This window comes from Peribacillus sp. NPDC101481 (assembly GCF_044767165.1).
In the GTDB taxonomy this organism is placed as follows: domain Bacteria; phylum Bacillota; class Bacilli; order Bacillales; family DSM-1321; genus Peribacillus.
The window spans coordinates 18,557-34,605 of the sequence record NZ_JBIWNJ010000006.1 but is presented as its reverse complement, the minus strand read 5'-3'; the positions used below and the strand labels follow the sequence as shown (position 1 = coordinate 34,605).

Sequence of the window (16,049 nt, the reverse complement as noted above, 5' to 3'; positions counted from 1 at the left end):
TACTATCGTAGGTTGTCCCTCATTCACCCCTGTATATTTCTTTAGTACTGAAATGTAGGTGGTACTGCATCAATTATTATTCCGATTGTGATTGGCTTCCTGGCCCAGGGCGGTAATTTTGCTCCTGCACTTACCCCTATTGCTTGTATAACCTTCGCAGGAGCACTGTCCTACATTTTCTTGGTTGGTAAAATCGAAAGGGGGCAGGATTTTGCTGATGTTGATTTACGGCATGGTAAGAAGTTATCGAGCTAATTATGAATGCGTAGAATATCTACAAACAACAAAGCAGTGCATCCCGAAAATTTGGGATCACTGCTTTGTTGTTTGTAATTCAAAGGAGCAGGAAAGAAAACTTCTTATACTCTAGAGGCCTGTCTCTTGATAAGGCTAAATAATATAGAAGCTAAATGCAGTAATTATTGCTTAAACAAGCTTTTTGCAAAAGGCCGATAAGGAGTATTATTTTGTCGATATCTACTCAGAATTTGTAGATATTTCTCGGGAAATTGTTGAAATTTGAAAATAGTGATTGCGAATAGTTGGAACAAAGGAATTTCTACTTTTGATTTGTTTGCCTTAGGTTTAAATAGTTATTAACGGAAATTAACACCTGAATATCGTAAAGGAGACTAAAATAAAGGTAATGAATCCTTTTCTTATTGAAGTAATGCTTCGTAATGGTTTTTTTGTTGTTCAGTTTTAAGCTGTGACATGTCGTTTGTCAGTTAGATGTTCATTTCACGTGTAGCTGTGAGTTCATTGGTTAAAAGATTAAGCTCTCTTTTAATTGAATGAGAGCATGGGTTAAATTGTCATATGTATCGGGTATCGCTATCTCTGTTTTATTGGTTCCTTCTCATCTTACTTTTTCTTGATACAAGGGTCTTTAGCTATATCGTTTAGGGGGCTGCCCGTATCGCGTAACACTTAAGCGTTTCGATGTCGGATTGAACGAAGGAATGTGCATTTACATATTTTAACAATTAATATCCATTTCGCTCTAAGTTTTAAACATACTTACGAACATTGATTTTGCATCTCCACTTCTTTGCCACTTCCTTGAAAGAGGATCCTCATTCATTCGGATGTATATACTGTCGCATATCGGACCTTCCTTTCTATTAAAGATGAAAGTTCCTTGGATTTATTTTCATGTTATATCGCCCAGCGATACGAAACACACAAAAGAACAGATAGGCCCCTTTCTTGAGGAACACTATTGAGGACATAGATCTTGCTGGAGCTGGGAAACCGTTGGTTTAAGCTGTGACATATCGTTTGTCAGTGGACGTTCATTTCAAGCGTAGCTGCGAGTTCATTGGTAAATCTCATTTATTTGTTTGGAATTATGGGTTAAGTTGTCATATATATCGGGTATCGCTATCTCTGTTTCATTGGTTCCTTCTAATCTATCTTTTTGTAGATACACAGGCCTTTAGCTGTACCCTCTAGGACTTGTCCGTATCGCGTAACGCTATGTGCGCTTCAATGTCAGATTGAATAAAGATAGGCAACCACCATCTTAAAACCTCATATCCGTTTCGTTCTAAGTTTTGACCATACTTTTGAACAGTGGGTGTGCATCCCCTCTTCTTCTTCCACTTCCTTAGAAAAGAATACTCGTTCATTCGGATGTATATCATGTTTGCATATCAAACGCCGCTTTTCTATTAAACCTAAAGGTTCGAATTTATTTGCAAGTTATATCGCCCAGCGATACGAAACACACAAAAAAAGCCGATCTATCCCTGTCTGGAGCACCTCTAGTAAGGATGACTCCTGTTTTTGAATGCAAGGTGTATTTTGTTTTAGATGCATATCGCTTAAACAAATCCCCAATGAATTTCAATTGAGCCTTTGGTAGAACGTCCGCTACATTGGTATCGCCGAGCATTTACATAACAGGTGCCAAATCCTGTAAAGTTGAAAGATTCTTTCTTAATTCTATTTTTCAGCTACGCGAATCATATATGACACTATGAATTTTTAGGATTCGCATCTCTATGCTTTTATCCATCATTATTTATTTAAAAAATATTTATTAAATGTTTCATCATCAATAACAAATCAATACACAGCTAGGCAAAAAACCTTAACAGTCACCTTATTTTCTGAATATGGAGAAAAGCGCCCGCCATTTTTCGGAACGTTTTTGTATAGTCTCTTCTAAACGTTTATTAAATTCATTTTGTGAACTCCATTCCTTTTTCTGTTCGTCCCGCATATTTTGTATTTCTTTTTGTAAGAGTTCACTTTTTTGTTTTTCTTGTTCCAGCAATGTTTCGTAATGGGTATTTTGTTGTTCTGTTAATTGTTCAATTTTAGAATTAGTTCTTTGCGCTGAATTTCCAATACTAGAACTTATAACATGATGATCTTGCTGGAGCCGGGAAACCTTTGTTTTAAGCTGTGACATATCGTTTGTCAGTTGGACATTCATTTCACGTGTGGCTGCCAGTTCATTGACTAAAAACATTAAGACCTCGTTTAATTGATTGGGGTCGTGGGGTGAATTTTCATATGTATCGGGTATCGCTATCTGTGTTTCATTGGATCCTTCTAATCTTTCTTTTTGTTGATATACAAGGTCTTTAGCTGTATCGTCTAGGGGCTTGTCCGTATCGCGTAGCGCTATAAGCGCTCCGATGTCAGATTTAACAAAGATACGTCGATCTCCATCTTTCAAAAACTCATATCCATTCCGCTCTAAGATTTGACCATATTTTCGAACAGTGGGAGTTGCAATCCCCACTTCTTCTGCCACTTCCTTGGAAGAGAAAGCTCGTTCATTCAGTTGTATATCGCGTCGCATATCGGACCTCTTTTCTATAACTAGTTGTATCTGTAGTCTACCTGACCTTAAATTTTCTGTCTAGATAAGTATAGCCTATCCAGAAGTCGTTAGGGATAGCGATAAGATTTCCTTTTCCTTTCTTCTGATTTGTTTACTTACATTAGCATTCCATACCATTCAAATTGATGAAAGACTCGTGAAAATGCTGAAACACAATAAGATTAAGCAAAAAGAAATAAAACTTCAGAGAATCGTTCCTTTACACCAGTTTGGACCGATTCTATTATTTTTTCACACTAAAAAAAGCTCGACCCAAATGGCACATTATATGCCTTTTGGGTCAGCTCATTTTTTCATTATTTCATCAGCTTTGCTACTGGCTTCGAAAGAAGCAATAAAACAATACCTAAGCCAATTGTTACAAAACCAATTACACTGAAGATTTCCAGGTAACCTAAAGACTGCGTATATGCAGCTAATTGTCCGGCTACCATATTAGCTACCGCGGAGCTTGCCAGCCATACTCCCATTAGAAGAGAGGCAAGCTTGATTGGAGCAATTTTACTTACCATTGATAAACCAACTGGTGAAATCATTAATTCGGCTAATGTATGAAGGAAATACGTTACAATCATGAACAGGATGTTTACTTTCAGCGCTGTATCATTTCCTGTATACATAACAGCAGGAAGCAGTACCAAGAAACCTAAACCAACAGTGACTAAACCAAGAGCCATCTTCGTTGGGGTTTTTAAGTCACCTCGTTTTGAGCTGCCAAGCTTGTACCATAATGCAGACATAATTGGCGCTAAAATCACGATGAATAATGGGTTCAATGATTGGAACCAGGCAGTTGGAACCTCAAAACCAAATACATTCCGATCAATTTGGTCATTAGCATACAATGTCAATGAACTTCCTGCCTGCTCGAAAGCGGCCCAGAACGCAATAACGAATACTGCCAAAATAACGATAGCCGCTGTACGTTTTTGTTCTCTTTTCGTTAACGGTGCAGCTGACTTTTGACCAGCTGTAACTTCCGGTTTGCCAGTAGGTTCTTTACCGATATCGCCTAAATAGCGATTTCCTAATAAGTTGAAAACTAACTGCCCTACAATCATGCCAATTGCTGCTGTCAAGAACCCATATTTATAGCTCATCAGGCCAACTACTAATGGTGCGAAGAAAGCCCCAACATTAATACCCATATAGAAGATGGTGAAAGCTCCATCACGACGCGGATCGTTGTCTTCATAAAGATCACCAACAATTGTCGAGATGTTTGGCTTGAAGAAACCATTACCGATAATCAATAAACCAAGACCAATGTAAAGCGCTGTCAAACTCTGACTTGAGAATAGTGAAAAGTTACCAAGCGCCATTAAAATACCGCCAATCGTGATTGCCAATCTTCTGCCTATGAAACGGTCAGTCAAGTATCCGCCAATCATTGGCGTAATATAAACGGCACCAGTAAAGAATCCGTATATGCCCATAGCCGTAGATTTGTCGACCCCAAGCCCGCCATTTACAACAGTTGCTGTTAAGTAAAGAACAAGAATTGCTCTCATTCCGTAATAGCTGAAGCGCTCCCATGCCTCAGTCGCGAACAGCATATACAGTCCTGGAGGATGCTTTTTCCTGGACTGGTTTGGCTGCTGAACATCATCTTTTAAAAGTGCTTGCATAATAAAGTCCCCCTAAATATGGTTAAATATTAAACCATCCACCAATCGTTACTTTCACAAAATAATTGCATGGTTTTTATTTTAATATATAAATTATTGATTTCGTTCCACGTTCCACCTACGCCTAATACGATGATGCCGACGCATGCCATCCACCCCACCATCAGTAAGCGTTTACATTTCTAAACTTGACTCTGGTGCAAAAGAAATCAGATAGCAAAATCTACATGAACATTAACTAATAAAATTCATTCATTTTACTCGAAGACATTCAATGAAGACATTTAAATTTCAAAGAATATTTAGTGTTGTAAAATAATTTTATATTATCAGAAAATATAAAAATACAGAAAAAAAAGAAAAAAAGTCCTACTGCATTAGCGGCCTGTGCAGCAACGGAGACCCCCATTATAATAAAAAAAACTGCCTTGTTTTAAGGCAGTTTCAGACTGTTGACAAACTCGATTTTAATTAAGATTGCCTACATTATTTTTGAGGAAGTTTAAAATATGAACGTTGATTTCTCTCCAGGCACTCGCTTTCCGCGGGCGCTCCGAGAGCCTCCTCGGCGCTCTTGGCGCCTGTGGGGTCCCGCTTTTCCCGCAGGAGTCTCGTACCTTCCGTTCCAATCAACTTTGTTTAAAAATTCAGATGAACCCCTTTTGTTTACAAACTCAAACTGCCTTGTATTAAGGCAGTTTTTTACTCAACAATCCATTGATATAAATTTTTCGGTCTTCCTATTTTTTGATAACTCACAATAGTTTCCACTTTTCCTTCATCAAGTAAATGCATAATATAGCGATAGACGGTCGGATAAGCCAAACCAACTTCTTTAGAAATTGTATCAACAGAAAAAGGTTCACGATTAGAATTCAGAAAACCACTAACGTGACAAAGTGTTTTCTTACTAATTCCCTTTGTTACAAATACATCCTTTTCTTCACTGGGCTTTTGCTGCGGAGCTGATTGAGTTAATTTTGCAAGGCGAGCATGCAGTTGAATTCTTGAAATCAAATCAGGCGCTTTTACAGGCTTTAACGCAAAATCCGTTGCGCCTGCTTCAAGAAAGCGATCAGCAATTTCCTGTCGTTCATCGACTGTTAATACAAGAATCGGAACATCAGCATTAAGTTTACGAAGCTCACCCACTGTTTTTATTCCGTCCATTTCCGGCATATGATAATCAACTAAAACAACATCTGCTCCTTTTTCTGCAAACACATTTAACCCTTCTTTTCCGTTGTTAGCCGTATCTACATTCCAGCCGGCAAATTCACAAATTTCTCTTAGCATATATTGAATTGATGCATCATCATCAATGACTAAAATGTTCATCTTGACACACTCCTCTCAGCTAGTTTAATCCAAATTATTGTCCCGTGCCCAAGCTTGCTGTCAATTTCTAAAGATGCACCATGTCCTTCAGCAACTTGTCGTACGAAAGCTAACCCCATCCCTGGATGCGATTTCGTACTAAACCCAGCTTTCCATATTTTCAGCTGCTCTTTAGGTGAAATCCCTTTCCCATTATCTGATACGCCCAACCAAAGTTCATTTTCATAGGTTTTCACCTTAAGCAAAATCTTGCCATCCTCTATTCCATTCACTGCATCGTAAGCATTGTCAATTAAATTCACTAATGCCCTCGTCATTCGGATTTTATTAATTAAAATTTTAATTTCAGGATCTGTTTGAAACTCTACCTTCAGATTAAGATTTGTCCCGCTCAGTCTGCTTGCTTCGACGTATTCAACTAAATCTTTTATACGGCACCAATGTTTTTTATCATCATATAAAATCTCGGAAATCATGTCGCTAACGGAATGAATCGATGATGAAACCTTTTGACAATATTCTTTAATTTTAGAATCGTCCACTTTCAAACTAATTAAAGAATTTAGCCCCTCAATTGCTGTGAGAGGTGTTTTTAAATCATGGACCAGATATAGTGCTTCTCGTCCTGATCTTGACTGCATTGCTTCCAACTGCGCATAATGAAGCTCTTGCTTTATCCGCCACTTTTGTTCAGCTAATGAAAAATACACAGCTAAAATAACAGCATTAATAACAAAAATTAAACACAAAGTTAAACTGTACAATGTTAATGATTGCTCAAATCCAATTTGAACCGCTATATCTTTTAATTCCTTTGAAATCGACCCTTGGCCAAATCCATATTTAGATAAAGAAGGAATCTCATTCAGCCATTCAATCCCAAAGATTAATTGGGAACAAATAATCGTTTTAATAATTGGCTTTAGCCTATCCTTTTCAAAGGCTTGCAATAATAAGATGGCTAACAACAATAACAATGCATATGCGCTAAATGAGTATGTTAAAGAATAATAAGCATTTATCACGATATAGTCGAGAGGAATAACAATAAGAGGAATGATAATTTTTAACCATGGACGGTTTAAACGATCACCGATTTCGTCTCCCAACAGCAATGCACCAATATAATGAAACAAAGCTAAAACTGTATTTAAAGAAATTAACAAAAAAACGGCAAGCATTAACTTATTTCCTGTTTCTTCACCTTCTCTTAATAAAATAAGCAAATCAGTAAGACCAATTTCGTCAGGACCCAACCACGATAGTAAGAATACCCCGAATAAAATCACTCCGATTTTCATCCATATTGTCCAAGACTTCATAAGACTAGATATCATAATCATTTCACCTTTAATAGACTAATTGCCTATAGAATAGAATGATAACCATTCTTTCATTTCGTATTTATTTTAAATTTATGTATTCCCTTGCATAATCTCATTATACGCAATTCATAGTAATTGTGAAAATTATAAAAAAATGGGTCCGTGGATGAGCCACCCTCTATGGAGAAAAGCTACCCTATAGACAAAAAATTAATTATTATAACGTCAAATCATTCTGGAATTATTTACCTACACTACATTGTTTTTTCCATAGAAAAAACACCGCCACATTGATTGGTTGATATTTAATATCTACTTTTCAACGAAAGGTGTTTTTACTTTTCTCATTTTTCAGGTCAGTGTAACTATAGAAAAAGGGGTTTTCTTTCTTTAGCTTTTGCATATTTTGTTAGTTTGCCGAAATAATATAATATACTGATGCTTGTTGAGATTATCATACTTTATTGTTCCAAGAGGTAATTACATAAATCAACTTGAAAATATTGATTTCTCAAGGATTTAATTAGATAAATAGGGTTCACATCAATATTTACATGTAACAATGCCTTTTCAAAGGTATCCATGGACACTGAAGGATTATCTCCTAATAATGATGCAATGACTGCTTCATATTTACCCTTTTGGTAAGTACCTTCCTTTTTATCTTCTAAAGCATGAAGTATATCAAAAATTACCTTTGAATCCTTTTCACTCAAATCATTATTCAAAATGAAATGAAAAAAAGTATATTGTTCAGGATTTTTATCCAAAGCAATTGTAAGTAATAACTTTTGATGATATTTCATCTTTTTAAATTCATCTATTAACTCATCCATTAAATTCAACTCCTACTATTATAATACCCAAAGTGCAATTGCCCAAGCAATAGATCTAGCAGCACTTGGTGCAAAGCCTAATTCATGTATCATGAAATCAACTAATCTTGCTTCAATTTTATTAGACATTCTGTCTAATGCATCACCAATTTCAAAAGCATGTTTTTTCAAAAGCTTACCATTGGCAGGTGATAAGCTACCAACAATTTTGCTCATTGCTGTACCACCATACTTTAGTGCATACACTACAACTGTCTTTTTAAATCCCCTTTTTCTGGACTCAATTTCTAATTGTTGAATAATTTCAGATGACATTTGAGTACCATCATAAGGATTGACGGGGTTGGCCTGTTGCATTAACACACTTGTTGGAGTTGATTGGTAAGCAATGACACTTTCTATTTCTTCTAGGCTGATTGGGGTTTGCTCGGTTACTATTATAGAACCAACTTCAGTATTTGTTCGAATTGTTGATTCATTTATTTCAGAAGCAGAAGCTTTTGAAAATGGAGCAAAAGCTGAAAGTAGAAAAATACTTGTAACAGCTGGAACTATAATTCTCTTAACACCAATATCTCTAACTCTAATAATTTTCATTGTGGTCAAACTCCTTTTAACAATGGGATTAGGGTAAGTGTTTCCTCACTTCTTACTTTATTCTAATATATTTAGTAAATCCTCTCGTTCCAAAAATGAAACGATATAATTTACATTTAATAATTCCCTTATTTTTCAGCGATGCTTCCCTGGTAGAAATCATGTATTCCTTATACCGGTTCAAGAATCGGTGAATCATTTTCCTTAAAATGGTCAGTTTTACCGAGAACAGGCACTATTCGTGTGACAAAAACACTATATAACCATATTGGGAAACATTAAATTTTAATACCAAAAACAAAGGGTTCTGTACGTACGATTAAGATTGATGAAATGCTGTTAACATGTTATAGAAACACCGAATAGTTGATACCCAGCTTAAACGGCTTCCGAAAAAAGCAGGAATGGAAAAGAACATCACTCCACACTTATTTAGGCATACCTACACTTCACTATTGATTGAAGCTGTAGTAGGAATTAATAAAATCCAACAACGATTAGGTCATATAGAATTCAAATATAAAGAAAAGGCCTCCCACAGTAAATTGTGGGAGGCCTCAGACTGTAGACAAACTCGATTTTCATCGAGTTTATCTACAGTTTTGTTGCTTGTACAAATTTGGACGTTGATTTCCACTTCAGGCACTCGCTTTCCGCGGGCGGTCCGGGAGCTTCCTCGGCGCACTTGCACCTGTGGGGCCTCCCTTGGACTCGCTATTCCCGCAGGAGTCTCGCACACCCGTTCCAATCAACTATGTAAAAATTTAGATAGAACTCCTTTTGCCTATAGTCTTTTTTGTTTTAAAATAGATCTATTAAAACCTGAGGTGATGAGGATACTTTCGAAACTTAATTCTATTCAGCAAGATCAACTTGAAATAATTACTTTAGATCAACTGGTGCCGGCGAACCAATTGGTTCGAAATTGAGGCTTCCATTGACTTCACTTTCATTTACGACTTAGTGAAAGATATGTATTCAGAGGTAGGATGCCGCAGTATTGATCCAGTTATTTTAGTTAAACTGACATTCACTCAATATATCTTCGGTATTCGTTCCATGCGTAAAACGATTGACATTAAACCCAAAATTGATTTTAAATCTACCTGTCTTCCTTTATATTCAAGTATCACATCTGAAGAAAATGGCGTAACCATATTAACTAAAAAGTTCGTAGGTTTTCATGAATTCCAGAATCACTAATAATTGTATATATTTTCCCAACCATTTTATTCCTCCGTCTTAAAAAAACTCTTTTATTTTATAAGTGAAGAACTTCAATAATTCTCTTACTTTGTCACGACATTCTCTACAGTAAAATCGTATTCCTTCAAGCCCTTAGAGATGAATAATATAATGTAATTAAAAAAGCCTCTAAGTTTTGGATTTCACAATTCTTTGCTAGTTTCAGAAATGTACCTTTTAATGTATCCCCGTTCTATATCTTCCAACAACCTAGAATAATTCACTTTTGTATAATCTGATACATCCACTTCATATAATTTCCCTAATTCAAACGTGTCATATCCTCTTGTTGTACATCTATTTATAAATTCCTCATAGATCAATAAATTATCTGCATTACTTCTATTAGCTATATGATCCCCTTTTTTATAGGAAGTCACGATATGACTCAAATGCCTTGTCGGATCCAAATCTCGTTTTTTTTGCCGTTCAAACAAAATATCTAAATCTGCAATTAACCGAATAGTAACGACCTCATAACCATATCTATCTACTAATTGCTGAATATGAGGCTTTTGTTTCTGACTAAAAGGATAATCAGACATAATATTGTCGCCTACTTGCATTTGCTGTTCCATTATTTCATAGTACTTCGCCCATGCTATCTTTTCTATTTTCTGCTTTTCTTCTAAATTACGATAACCATATATATCACAATAATATTCTTTCAAGTCATCCTGAGAAAGATTATAAAATGACCCTAATTTACTATTGATGATATTACTCAAGTAGGTTTTCCCTGTTCCTGGTAAACCTGCTAATAAGATTAAGGCTTTATCCATCTAACCACCTCATAATCTAACGAATAAAGAAAGAGTACTAGGAATACCCCGTACTCTCTTTATTATCCATCTTCTCCAACTCCTACGAAATGCCCAATGAACTTTTTTTACTATTTTACCTGAAGCTTACGATCTTCTTTATTCATGAAGATTCCAATTTTATGTTTGACAATTTCTTTTACTGCCTTATTACATGGAATGATATTATGTCGTAATGATTTAGTTACTTTTGTTTCTCCGAATGTTTCTTTCGCTGTTTTCGTCCATGCTACTAACAACTCAGTACCAACATTAAATTTACGAATCCCATTATTTATTAATTCATGAATATCCATTTCATTAACACCTGTACCTCCATGAATAACTAAAGGTATATCTACTACAGCATTGATTTCTTTTAAAAGCGGTAGATTTACTTCTGTTTTAGATTTATATTGGCCATGATTAGTACCGATTGCAATGGCCAAAGCATCAACCCCTGTTGCTTTAACAAACTCTTCTGCATCTTTTGGGTCAGTATAAACCTTATCATCTTCATCTACATGAATCCCTTCTTCAGTACCACCAATTGTCCCTAGTTCGCCCTCTACTGAAACACCATATTTGTGTGCATATTCTACTACTGCTCTTGTTTTCATAATGTTCTCTTTGAATGGTAAATGAGAACCATCAAACATCACTGATGTATAACCTTTATTGATTGCCTCTTTAATTTCATCAAAATCCCTTGCATGGTCTAAATGCAATACCACATCTACCATTTCATTTGTGGCCATAGTTTTACATACAGCAACAAAATTTTCATAACCGATGTATTTCGCAGTATCTATACTTGTTTGAATAATAATTGGTGCTCCTTGCTCTTTTGCTGCACGTATCATATCAGGTAACATCTCTAAATTATGTGCATTAAATGAACCAACTGTATAATTCAATTCTTCAGCCCTAAGTGTTACTTCTTTTAGTGTTATATACATAATCAATTACTCTCCCTTTATACTTCTTTTATTTTCTTCCTTATCGAACACCACGCGTAACCTCTTTAGAAACTTGCATCATTTGATCCATTTTCTTTAGATATATCTGTAATAATTCTTCATCATTCACTTTTGCTGCTTCTGCACGCTTCTTGTTATAAAGTTTTAATAAAGTTTTGTAACCTTCGCCTAATGACTTTTTAGCCTGAATACTTTTTTCTAACGAATCTATAGCATTATTTTCTTCACCAAGTTCATTAAATGCTAGGCCAATCTCCTCATGAATTTTTGCTTGTTCTTCTCCAACTGTTTGATTTACTTCTTCTTTTTTAGTGGAGATAATACGTACTAACTCTTCTTTTCGTTCTACTGTTAACACTACCTTTTCGGTTGTTTCTTTTTTCGGTTCTTTAGTTTTTTTCTTACCAAATCCAAACATTACTTGAACCTCCTTTTCTCTTTCAACATCCTAGAAAGCTTTTAAAAGTGGACCAATGAGCCATGCATATAGTAAAGCAGCTGTTACTGTATCAACATCTGTAGCTGTTGCATTGACAAATCCCATAGAATTGAAAGTCGTTACTAACAGTGCTGGTAATAATGTAATGAAGAAACCATGTACAATACCACCAATAATTGCACCGCGAATACCACCTGTTAAGTTACCGAAGATACCGGCAGTCCCACCCGCGAAGAAGGCTGTCAAAATACCTGGTAAGATCATTGCCAACCCAAAGACTGGTAATACAAACATCGCAATAATTGAACCTATAGTAGTTGTGATAAACCCTACAATGACTGCATTAGGGCTAAATGGAAATAGGACTGGACAATCTAATGCAGGCTTTGCATTTGGAACCAACCGCATGGCAATCCCTCTAAATGCCGGAACAATTTCACCTAGTAATAAGCGAACCCCTGCTAGTAATACATACACTCCAACTACGAATTGGATAGATTGTAAGAAAGCAAACATTAAGTAGTTTGTATTTTCTGATAATTCAGAAGCGAACTCATTACCTGCGAATGCTGCTGTAATAATATAGAGAGGAGTCATTACCACCATCAAAGATAGATAGGTATCTTGTAAGAATTCAAATTGAGCTGGTAATTTCAAATCTTCAACAGATTTTTTCTTTTCGCCTTTTCCCCCAACTAGTTTCGCTACACCTGCTTCAAACACATACCCAACCGTACAAAAGTGTCCTAATGCAATATCATCCATACCAGTAATCTTACGAACAAATGGTTGTGCAATCGCAGGCATCGCTACCGCAAAGACGCCCCCAATGAAACCGCCTATTAAAATCAATGCAACACCACGTAGACCTGCAAAGTAACCAAATACTGTTGTCATAGTAGCCATCCAAAGAATTGCCTGACCAGTTAAAAAGATGTATTTCCATTTAGTAAACCGGGCAATTAAAATATTAAAAACAAAGATAGCTAAGAAAGTTAGTGCGATATCACGACCCAAGCCTAACTCATTCATTGCTTGGCCATTAATGGCTTCAATCGAAGGAATAATCCCTTGCATATGGAAACCTTCTGCAAAAATTTTACCGAAATATATTAAACTACCAACTATAATGCTAGATCCGGCTGACAATACCATAAATCCTAACATCGTCTTTAACGAACCAGAAATAACTTGCCCCGTTGATTTCTTTTGCAAAATTAACCCCAACATAGCAATCAACGCGATTGTGACTGATGCCTGTGTCAAAATATTCTCTATAATAAAGTTGACTACACCCATTTTCTCCCCCCATCTCTAGCTATCTCTATTTATTTTTAAGCTAAAACGCCTTTTTCCCTTAATACCGGGGTGATTTTTTCTTCAATCTCTAGTTTAGATACAATATTTCTCAAATAAACAATTGTCGTTTGTTTTGGATCAACTGAAAATTTCTCAAATTGGGATTTGAAATTCTGTGCCGTAATAATAATATCGGGTTTTACTGAAACAGCAGACGAGATATCACTATGATCTAGCTTGGCATTAATACCCAACTTGCTTAATACATCCTCTGCCGCCATTTGACAAGCAAAACTGCTTCCTAAACCTGCTCCACATACAAATAAGATATTTACTTTTTTCATGTCACACTCTCCTCTTTCATTTTTTGTTTTATTTAATTCATCTTCTCCTACTTGCATCTACACCAATTGTAATGACCACAGCTTTCCTCATTCCATTACTTCACTTCCATATAACACCTGATTAAACATGGTTACATCTTGTGCTGTAATTAACTGGTCTAATTTCTCTTCATCATTAATTAACTCAATCAGATTTTTCATCACATTTAGATGCGAATAAGAATCCACTGCGGCTAGACAAAAAACAATTTTCACCGGATCATTATCCGGATTACCGAAATTCACCGGTTCCTTTAACGTCATGACACTAATACCTAATTTATTTACTCCATCTTCTGGCCTTGCGTGTGCTAACGCTAAATGCTTCCCTACTACTATATAAGGCCCATACTCTTCAACAGATTTAATCATGGCGTTTATATATCGCTCTTCAATGACCTCTTCTGTTAACAATATCTGGGCAGATTTCGTAATCGCTTCTTTCCAGTCTTTACATTCTTGCTTTAGTAGAATGTTGGAATCCCTCAAAATATCCTGCAACATCGGCTGTATCTCCCTTGTATTAATTTTTAAATGATGCTCTTTAAAAGTCTCTTCTACTTTCTGATAGCTTTCCTGTGTTACCGTACCGCCGCTTTCTACAATTAACATAAGAATATCCTGCATTAGCAATGTGGCATCTAACTTATTGGAAACGATCCTTCTCTTATTTTTATTTTTGAGTAAAAAATCTTTAATTTCCTTCTTATCACTTTCTCTTAATATTGGATTAAGCAATAATACGGGTTTTCTTGGATAATCAATTGAAATGGTCGTAAAAACTAAATCAACATCAAGCTTGTCTATAAAGGCTAATTCAAACGAACTCAATACTGCTACTATCTCGATATTGAATTGCTCTTTCAAATTCGCAGCCAATAGCTTTCCAGTTGAAATCCCATGATTACAAAGCACAACAGCCTGATAAACATATTGTTCTTTCTGTTTTATTTGGCTGGCAGAAGTTGAGAAATAAACGGTCAAAAACCCGATTTCATCTTCTGATAATGGTTTTTTTATATAGTCCTCTATTTGCTTACCAAAGCATGTGACTGCCTGATAAATCTCGGCAAAGGACTCCTTAATAGTTTCTTTCAACGGATTAAATACCTGTAAATCGTTCTTCGCCCTGCTTAATAACCCTGTGATATGCTTATACAAACCTTCATACAAATCTTCTTCTCTCTGAGAAAAGGGGATTCTGGTTACTTTTTCTACATGCTCAATTAATTGAATAGCTAATAATTGTGCGGTAACCCAATCGAATGAATTATTCATATCTTTTGGATTAAAAGATTCGATTGTAAAGGTAGTATATTTTATTTCATTCAATGATGGATATAAACCAAACTCCATACAGATGAAATCCACAAAATTTCTGACAGGATCTTCTTTTATCTCGGCTCTAACTTTGGCTAATTCCCTAAGGTTATTTCCCTCTTGCAACCGCCTTACCCATATACCTAAAAATAGAATGCTTTGATTTCGATATACATGATTAATCTCCACTCTAGACTTTTCAAAGACTTCGTCATAATGTTCTCCAATGACCCTCAATGCACTTGTATCCAAATAATCAAGGACAAATTGATCTGCAAAGGTATTCACTGTATCTCTATCTCGGTACCCTAATAGTTTGGAAATATCCGTAACACTATTAATTACGTCGTACAACATAGTGCGTATTGATCGTTCATCTCCTTTTAATACAATCCCTTGCTTCGTTAAACTCACTACAGAAATGCCATATTCCTTTAAAAACTGACGAAGCCTTCTCATATCCTCATCCAATGTACTTTTCGATACCTGCAGTTTTTCTTCCATTTCAAAAAGCATTGTCCTTTTTGTGGTATCGGCAATATCTAAAAGTAAGGCAAGAAAACGTTCATTGGGCCTATAATAATCCGTTTCCCTATCATCACCAATTTTCAATTGGAGCTTTCCGCGGTCCACATCAGACAGATCTAACTTCAACCCCTTTCCCCTTATCGTCGTAATGGATGGATAGTTATTTTCAGACAGATATTTATTAATCAGGACCAATTCGTTTCGAAAAGTACGCTCACTAATATTGAACTCTTTACTTAAATCCTCACAAGTCAAAAAGGTATTTACTTTCAAAAATCTGGTAAGTACTCGTTGAGACCGTTCTTTCATGATAGTAACCCCTTTCATAATTTGATTATAAATGGACATATTCAAATAGTTTAGTACATCTTTTTGCAACTTCAATCTGCAAAAATGTAAGCGTTAACAATATTATCAATCTACAAATCAAGGTATGGCGGTGACGAATTTACTATTCTGCTATCCAACTCAAAC

The 16,049-nt window shown here is 35.8% G+C and carries 14 protein-coding genes and 3 pseudogenes; 3 read left to right on the top strand and 14 right to left on the bottom strand.

All coding sequences use genetic code 11. From position 1 onward, the window contains the following. Positions 1-54: 54 nt before the first annotated feature. Positions 55-255 (top strand): annotated as a pseudogene (locus ACIROD_RS24475) (hypothetical protein); the annotation flags it as partial. A 1,852-nt stretch (positions 256-2,107) separates the two neighbouring features. Here ACIROD_RS24475 and ACIROD_RS24470 read toward each other — a convergent pair. The 7 genes from ACIROD_RS24470 to ACIROD_RS24440 all read right to left on the bottom strand — a co-directional run bounded on the left by ACIROD_RS24470 (position 2,108) and on the right by ACIROD_RS24440 (position 8,581). After that, positions 2,108-2,815 (bottom strand): SH3 domain-containing protein, encoded by a 708-nt coding sequence (locus ACIROD_RS24470; RefSeq protein WP_101225625.1) that lies wholly within the window; start codon positions 2,813-2,815, stop codon positions 2,108-2,110. Between the two features lie 338 nt (positions 2,816-3,153). Continuing rightward, positions 3,154-4,485 carry a peptide MFS transporter gene (locus ACIROD_RS24465; protein ID WP_101225624.1) on the bottom strand — a complete coding sequence of 444 codons (1,332 nt, stop codon included), beginning with the start codon at positions 4,483-4,485 and terminating at the stop codon, positions 3,154-3,156. Between the two features lie 29 nt (positions 4,486-4,514). Beyond that, the gene (locus ACIROD_RS24460) at positions 4,515-4,637 is read right to left on the bottom strand and encodes a hypothetical protein (RefSeq protein WP_402945174.1); all 123 of its coding nucleotides are present in this window, start codon (positions 4,635-4,637) and stop codon (positions 4,515-4,517) included. A 550-nt stretch (positions 4,638-5,187) separates the two neighbouring features. After that, the gene (locus tag ACIROD_RS24455; protein ID WP_402945171.1) at positions 5,188-5,823 is read right to left on the bottom strand and encodes a response regulator; all 636 of its coding nucleotides are present in this window, start codon (positions 5,821-5,823) and stop codon (positions 5,188-5,190) included. After that, positions 5,820-7,160, bottom strand: coding sequence for a sensor histidine kinase (locus tag ACIROD_RS24450; protein ID WP_402945168.1), 1,341 nt, complete (start codon positions 7,158-7,160; stop codon positions 5,820-5,822). Before ACIROD_RS24450 ends, ACIROD_RS24455 begins: the two co-directional genes overlap by 4 nt. 449 nt (positions 7,161-7,609) lie before the next feature. After that, positions 7,610-7,984, bottom strand: coding sequence for a DUF1878 family protein (locus ACIROD_RS24445; protein ID WP_289333668.1), 375 nt, complete (start codon positions 7,982-7,984; stop codon positions 7,610-7,612). 18 nt (positions 7,985-8,002) lie between these two features. Beyond that, entirely contained in the window at positions 8,003-8,581 is a 579-nt protein-coding gene (locus tag ACIROD_RS24440; protein WP_402945163.1) for a hypothetical protein, read from the bottom strand. A 362-nt stretch (positions 8,582-8,943) separates the two neighbouring features. Between ACIROD_RS24440 and ACIROD_RS24435 the strand changes: the two are divergent. Further along, positions 8,944-9,075 (top strand): annotated as a pseudogene (locus ACIROD_RS24435) (tyrosine-type recombinase/integrase); the annotation flags it as partial. Between the two features lie 336 nt (positions 9,076-9,411). Next, positions 9,412-9,655, top strand: a pseudogene (locus ACIROD_RS24430) (transposase); the annotation flags it as partial. On the opposite strand, the gene ACIROD_RS24425 reads toward ACIROD_RS24430, so the two are convergent. The 7 genes from ACIROD_RS24425 to ACIROD_RS24395 form a co-directional block, all read right to left on the bottom strand. Continuing rightward, the gene (locus ACIROD_RS24425; protein ID WP_402945251.1) at positions 9,616-9,738 is read right to left on the bottom strand and encodes an HPr family phosphocarrier protein; all 123 of its coding nucleotides are present in this window, start codon (positions 9,736-9,738) and stop codon (positions 9,616-9,618) included. The pseudogene ACIROD_RS24430 and the gene ACIROD_RS24425 overlap by 40 nt on opposite strands. Before the next feature lie 231 nt (positions 9,739-9,969). Beyond that, positions 9,970-10,608 (bottom strand): P-loop nucleotide/nucleoside kinase family protein, encoded by a 639-nt coding sequence (locus ACIROD_RS24420; protein ID WP_402945160.1) that lies wholly within the window; start codon positions 10,606-10,608, stop codon positions 9,970-9,972. Between the two features lie 110 nt (positions 10,609-10,718). Continuing rightward, positions 10,719-11,585 (bottom strand): class II fructose-bisphosphate aldolase, encoded by an 867-nt coding sequence (locus ACIROD_RS24415; protein ID WP_402945157.1) that lies wholly within the window; start codon positions 11,583-11,585, stop codon positions 10,719-10,721. A gap of 40 nt (positions 11,586-11,625) precedes the next feature. Beyond that, positions 11,626-12,024, bottom strand: coding sequence for a hypothetical protein (locus ACIROD_RS24410; RefSeq protein ID WP_101225618.1), 399 nt, complete (start codon positions 12,022-12,024; stop codon positions 11,626-11,628). A 30-nt stretch (positions 12,025-12,054) separates the two neighbouring features. Then, on the bottom strand, positions 12,055-13,344 hold the full coding sequence (locus ACIROD_RS24405) for a PTS sugar transporter subunit IIC (protein ID WP_101225617.1): 1,290 nt from the start codon (positions 13,342-13,344) through the stop codon (positions 12,055-12,057). 35 nt (positions 13,345-13,379) lie between these two features. Further along, positions 13,380-13,688: a PTS sugar transporter subunit IIB gene (locus ACIROD_RS24400; protein ID WP_098373543.1), complete on the bottom strand. Its 309-nt coding sequence runs from the start codon at positions 13,686-13,688 to the stop codon at positions 13,380-13,382. Positions 13,689-13,775: 87 nt separating this feature from the next. Beyond that, positions 13,776-15,884 (bottom strand): BglG family transcription antiterminator, encoded by a 2,109-nt coding sequence (locus tag ACIROD_RS24395; protein WP_402945152.1) that lies wholly within the window; start codon positions 15,882-15,884, stop codon positions 13,776-13,778. Between the last annotated feature and the right edge of the window lie 165 nt (positions 15,885-16,049).

Bases quoted from the DNA above. Each gene is read 5' to 3' on its own strand.
- ACIROD_RS24460 (WP_402945174.1), bottom strand. From the start codon at position 4,637: ATGGCATGCGTCGGCATCATCGTATTAGGCGTAGGTGGAACGTGGAAC.
- ACIROD_RS24405 (WP_101225617.1), bottom strand. From the start codon at position 13,344: ATGGGTGTAGTCAACTTTATTATAGAGAATATTTTGACACAGGCATCA.
- ACIROD_RS24465 (WP_101225624.1), bottom strand. From the start codon at position 4,485: ATGCAAGCACTTTTAAAAGATGATGTTCAGCAGCCAAACCAGTCCAGG.
- ACIROD_RS24400 (WP_098373543.1), bottom strand. From the start codon at position 13,688: ATGAAAAAAGTAAATATCTTATTTGTATGTGGAGCAGGTTTAGGAAGC.
- ACIROD_RS24410 (WP_101225618.1), bottom strand. From the start codon at position 12,024: ATGTTTGGATTTGGTAAGAAAAAAACTAAAGAACCGAAAAAAGAAACA.
- ACIROD_RS24455 (WP_402945171.1), bottom strand. From the start codon at position 5,823: ATGAACATTTTAGTCATTGATGATGATGCATCAATTCAATATATGCTA.
- ACIROD_RS24420 (WP_402945160.1), bottom strand. From the start codon at position 10,608: ATGGATAAAGCCTTAATCTTATTAGCAGGTTTACCAGGAACAGGGAAA.
- ACIROD_RS24425 (WP_402945251.1), bottom strand. From the start codon at position 9,738: ATGGTTACGCCATTTTCTTCAGATGTGATACTTGAATATAAAGGAAGA.
- ACIROD_RS24415 (WP_402945157.1), bottom strand. From the start codon at position 11,585: ATGTATATAACACTAAAAGAAGTAACACTTAGGGCTGAAGAATTGAAT.
- ACIROD_RS24440 (WP_402945163.1), bottom strand. From the start codon at position 8,581: ATGAAAATTATTAGAGTTAGAGATATTGGTGTTAAGAGAATTATAGTT.
- ACIROD_RS24445 (WP_289333668.1), bottom strand. From the start codon at position 7,984: ATGGATGAGTTAATAGATGAATTTAAAAAGATGAAATATCATCAAAAG.
- ACIROD_RS24395 (WP_402945152.1), bottom strand. From the start codon at position 15,884: ATGAAAGAACGGTCTCAACGAGTACTTACCAGATTTTTGAAAGTAAAT.
- ACIROD_RS24450 (WP_402945168.1), bottom strand. From the start codon at position 7,160: ATGATATCTAGTCTTATGAAGTCTTGGACAATATGGATGAAAATCGGA.
- ACIROD_RS24470 (WP_101225625.1), bottom strand. From the start codon at position 2,815: ATGCGACGCGATATACAACTGAATGAACGAGCTTTCTCTTCCAAGGAA.